Source organism: Variovorax sp. 01T439_2, from assembly GCF_056398445.1.
The window spans coordinates 1-3,036 of sequence record NZ_JBFTPJ010000728.1 but is presented as its reverse complement, the minus strand read 5'-3'; the positions used below and the strand labels follow the sequence as shown (position 1 = coordinate 3,036).

At 62.6% G+C, this 3,036-nt stretch carries 4 protein-coding genes; 1 reads left to right on the top strand and 3 read right to left on the bottom strand.

Annotated features, from left to right (window positions below; translation table 11 throughout):
- A partial coding sequence (locus AC1DOC_RS26730; protein ID WP_478130834.1) for a DesA family fatty acid desaturase occupies positions 1–1,131 on the top strand: 1,131 nt, incomplete at its 5' end.
- Positions 1,132–1,282: 151 nt separating this feature from the next.
- Here AC1DOC_RS26730 and rpmG read toward each other — a convergent pair.
- The 3 genes from rpmG to trxB form a co-directional block, all read right to left on the bottom strand.
- Positions 1,283–1,456 carry a 50S ribosomal protein L33 gene (gene rpmG / locus AC1DOC_RS26725; protein WP_007830291.1) on the bottom strand — a complete coding sequence of 58 codons (174 nt, stop codon included), beginning with the start codon at positions 1,454–1,456 and terminating at the stop codon, positions 1,283–1,285.
- Between the two features lie 11 nt (positions 1,457–1,467).
- Positions 1,468–1,701 (bottom strand): 50S ribosomal protein L28, encoded by a 234-nt coding sequence (gene rpmB, locus AC1DOC_RS26720; RefSeq protein ID WP_007830293.1) that lies wholly within the window; start codon positions 1,699–1,701, stop codon positions 1,468–1,470.
- Positions 1,702–1,880: 179 nt separating this feature from the next.
- Positions 1,881–2,840 (bottom strand): thioredoxin-disulfide reductase, encoded by a 960-nt coding sequence (trxB, locus tag AC1DOC_RS26715; RefSeq protein WP_478130833.1) that lies wholly within the window; start codon positions 2,838–2,840, stop codon positions 1,881–1,883.
- Positions 2,841–3,036: the final 196 nt, after the last annotated feature.

Sequence of the window (3,036 nt, the reverse complement as noted above, 5' to 3'; positions counted from 1 at the left end):
GTGCTGTACACGCTTGTCACCACGCACATCACGATCGCTGCGGTCACGATCTTCCTGCACCGCACGCAGACGCACCGGGCCATGGATCTGGGCCCGATCCCCTCGCACTTCTTCCGCTTCTGGCTGTGGCTCGGCACCGGCATGGTGACCAAGGAATGGGTGGCCATCCACCGCAAGCACCACGCCAAGTGCGAAACCGAAGAAGACCCGCACAGCCCGCAGGTCAAGGGCATCGACGAAGTCCTGTGGCGCGGCGCCGAGCTGTATCGCGCCGAGTCGAAGAACAAGGAAACGATGGAGCGCTACGGCCACGGCACGCCCGACGACTGGCTCGAGCGCAACCTGTACACCCGCTACAGCTGGCAGGGCGTGGGCCTCATGCTGGTCATCAACCTGGCGCTGTTCGGCGCGCTCGGCCTCACGGTCTGGGCCGTGCAGATGCTGTGGATCCCGATCACCGCGGCCGGCATCATCAACGGCATCGGCCACTACTGGGGCTACCGCAACTTCGAGGCGCCGGACGCCAGCCGCAATGTCTCGCCCTGGGGCCTGATCATCGGTGGCGAAGAGCTGCACAACAACCATCACACGTATCCCACCTCGGCCAAGTTCTCGGTCAAGAAGTACGAATTCGACATCGGCTGGGTCTACATCCAGATGATGCAGAAGATCGGCTGGGCCAAGGTCAAGAAGGTGCCGCCGAAGATGCTGATGGGCGACATCCAGCCCGTGGCCAACGAGAAGACGCTCGAGGCCGTCATTGCCAACCGCTATGAAGTCATGGCCGGCTATGCCCGCGAGATGCGCCGCGTCACCAAGGCCGAACTGGCTGCGCTCAAGACCAAGGGCGGCGACATCTCGGTGCTCAAGGCGGCCAAGAACTGGCTGCATCGCGACGACGACAAGGTGCCCGCATCGGCCCGCTCGCACCTCGTGCAGGCGCGCGCTGCCCACCCGGTGATCGACAAGATGGTCACCATGCGCGAAGAGCTGCGCCAGCTCTGGCTCAACACCTCGCAGTCGCGCGAGCAGCTGGCGGCCGACCTGGCGGCCTGGTGCCACCGCGCGGAGGCCAGCGGCATCGCCGGCCTGCGCGAGTTCTCGACCCGCTTGCGCGCTGCACGCGCCTGATCAGGCGGGCGTTCGCGCCCATCAAGAAGCCGGCCCATGGGCCGGCTTTTTTGTTTGTGCCTGCCGCACCCCGCGCTGCGCGTGATTCGACAGGCAACAAAAAACCCGCTGGGTGAGCAGCGGGTTTTTCGTGGGGGAAACCGGGGCCGAATTACTTCAGCTTGATTTCCTTGTATTCGACGTGCTTGCGTGCCTTGGGGTCGAACTTCATGATCGACATCTTTTCAGGCATCGTCTTCTTGTTCTTGCTGGTCGTGTAGAAGTGGCCGGTACCCGCGGTGGATTCCAGCTTGATCTTTTCGCGTCCGCCTTTGCTCGTTGCCATGATTCAGCTCCTTAAGCTTGGCCGCGTGCACGCAGGTCTGCGAGCACGGCGTCGATGCCGTTCTTGTCGATCAGGCGCAGTGCGGCGCTCGAAACACGCAGGCGAACCCAGCGGTTTTCAGTCTCGACCCAGAAACGGCGGTATTGCAGGTTCGGCAGGAACCGGCGCTTGGTTTTGTTGTTGGCGTGGGAAACGTTGTTTCCGACCATCGGGCCTTTGCCCGTTACGTCGCATACGCGTGCCATGAGGACACTCTTTCTTGAACAGCTGGCACCGGCGCAATCGTGGCGATTGCAGGTGTTTTGCAGCTTGACCTCGCCAGAAAACGGGTGGCGGTAYCCCGGCTTTGCCTGGATTCTCGGCTCCTTGTGAAAGGGGCTATTTCGGCAAAGCCTTGGATTATAGCCCTTTTGGGGCCACTCGCTTAAAGCGTGCCGTCCTGCTCGAGGAAGCGCTGGGCGTCCAGCGCGGCCATGCAGCCGGTGCCGGCGCTCGTGATGGCTTGGCGGTACACGTTGTCCTGCACGTCGCCGGCGGCAAAGACGCCCGGAATGCTGGTCATCGTGGCAAAGCCCTGCAGGCCCGAGCGGGTCAGGATGTAGTTGTCCTTCATTTCCAGCTGGCCCTGGAAGATGTCGGTGTTGGGGTGGTGGCCGATCGCGATGAAGCAGCCCTTGAGGTCGATCTGCTCGGTGGCGCCGCTTTGCGTGTTCTTGATGCGGATGCCCKTCACGCCCGTGTCGTCGCCCAGCACCTGGTCGAGTTCGTTGTGCAGCTTCAGGACGATCTTGCCCTCGGCGACCTTCTCCATGAGCTTGTCGATCAGGATGGGCTCGGCGCGGAACTTGTCGCGGCGGTGCACCAGCGTGACCTTGTTCGCGATGTTGGCCAGGTACAGGGCTTCCTCGACGGCGGTGTTGCCGCCGCCGATCACGCACACTTCCTGCTCGCGGTAGAAGAAGCCGTCACAGGTGGCGCAGGCCGAGACGCCGCGGCCCATGAATTTCTGTTCCGAGTCGATCCCCAGGTACTTGGCGGAAGCACCCGTGGCGATGATCAGCGAATCGCAGGTATAGGTGCCGCTGTCGCCGGTGAGCGTGAACGGCCGCTTGCCGAGGTCGACCTTGTTGATGTGGTCGAAGACGATCTGCGTCTTGAAGCGTTCTGCGTGCTCGAGAAAGCGCTGCATGAGCTCGGGGCCCTGCACGCCATGCACGTCCGCGGGCCAGTTGTCGACCTCGGTGGTCGTCATCAATTGGCCGCCCTGGGCAATGCCCGTGATGAGCAGCGGCTGGAGGTTTGCGCGGGCTGCGTAGACGGCGGCGGTGTAGCCGGCCGGGCCGGAGCCCAGAATCAGGACCTTGGCGTGTTGGGGAGCGGACATGAGTGGAAAACCTAGGATTTGCGCTGCTTCAGCGTGTACATTTTCAGGGTGGTAGCGATATATGTGGAGTATCACCGCTCGGTTCAACACCGGGTGCACGGTGTTTTCAATGCGCGCGATTGTAGTAATCCATCGGGCCCACGATGGACGAGCTTGCGCACGCCGTATCAGGGATTGATAAATGTCGATGCTGTCC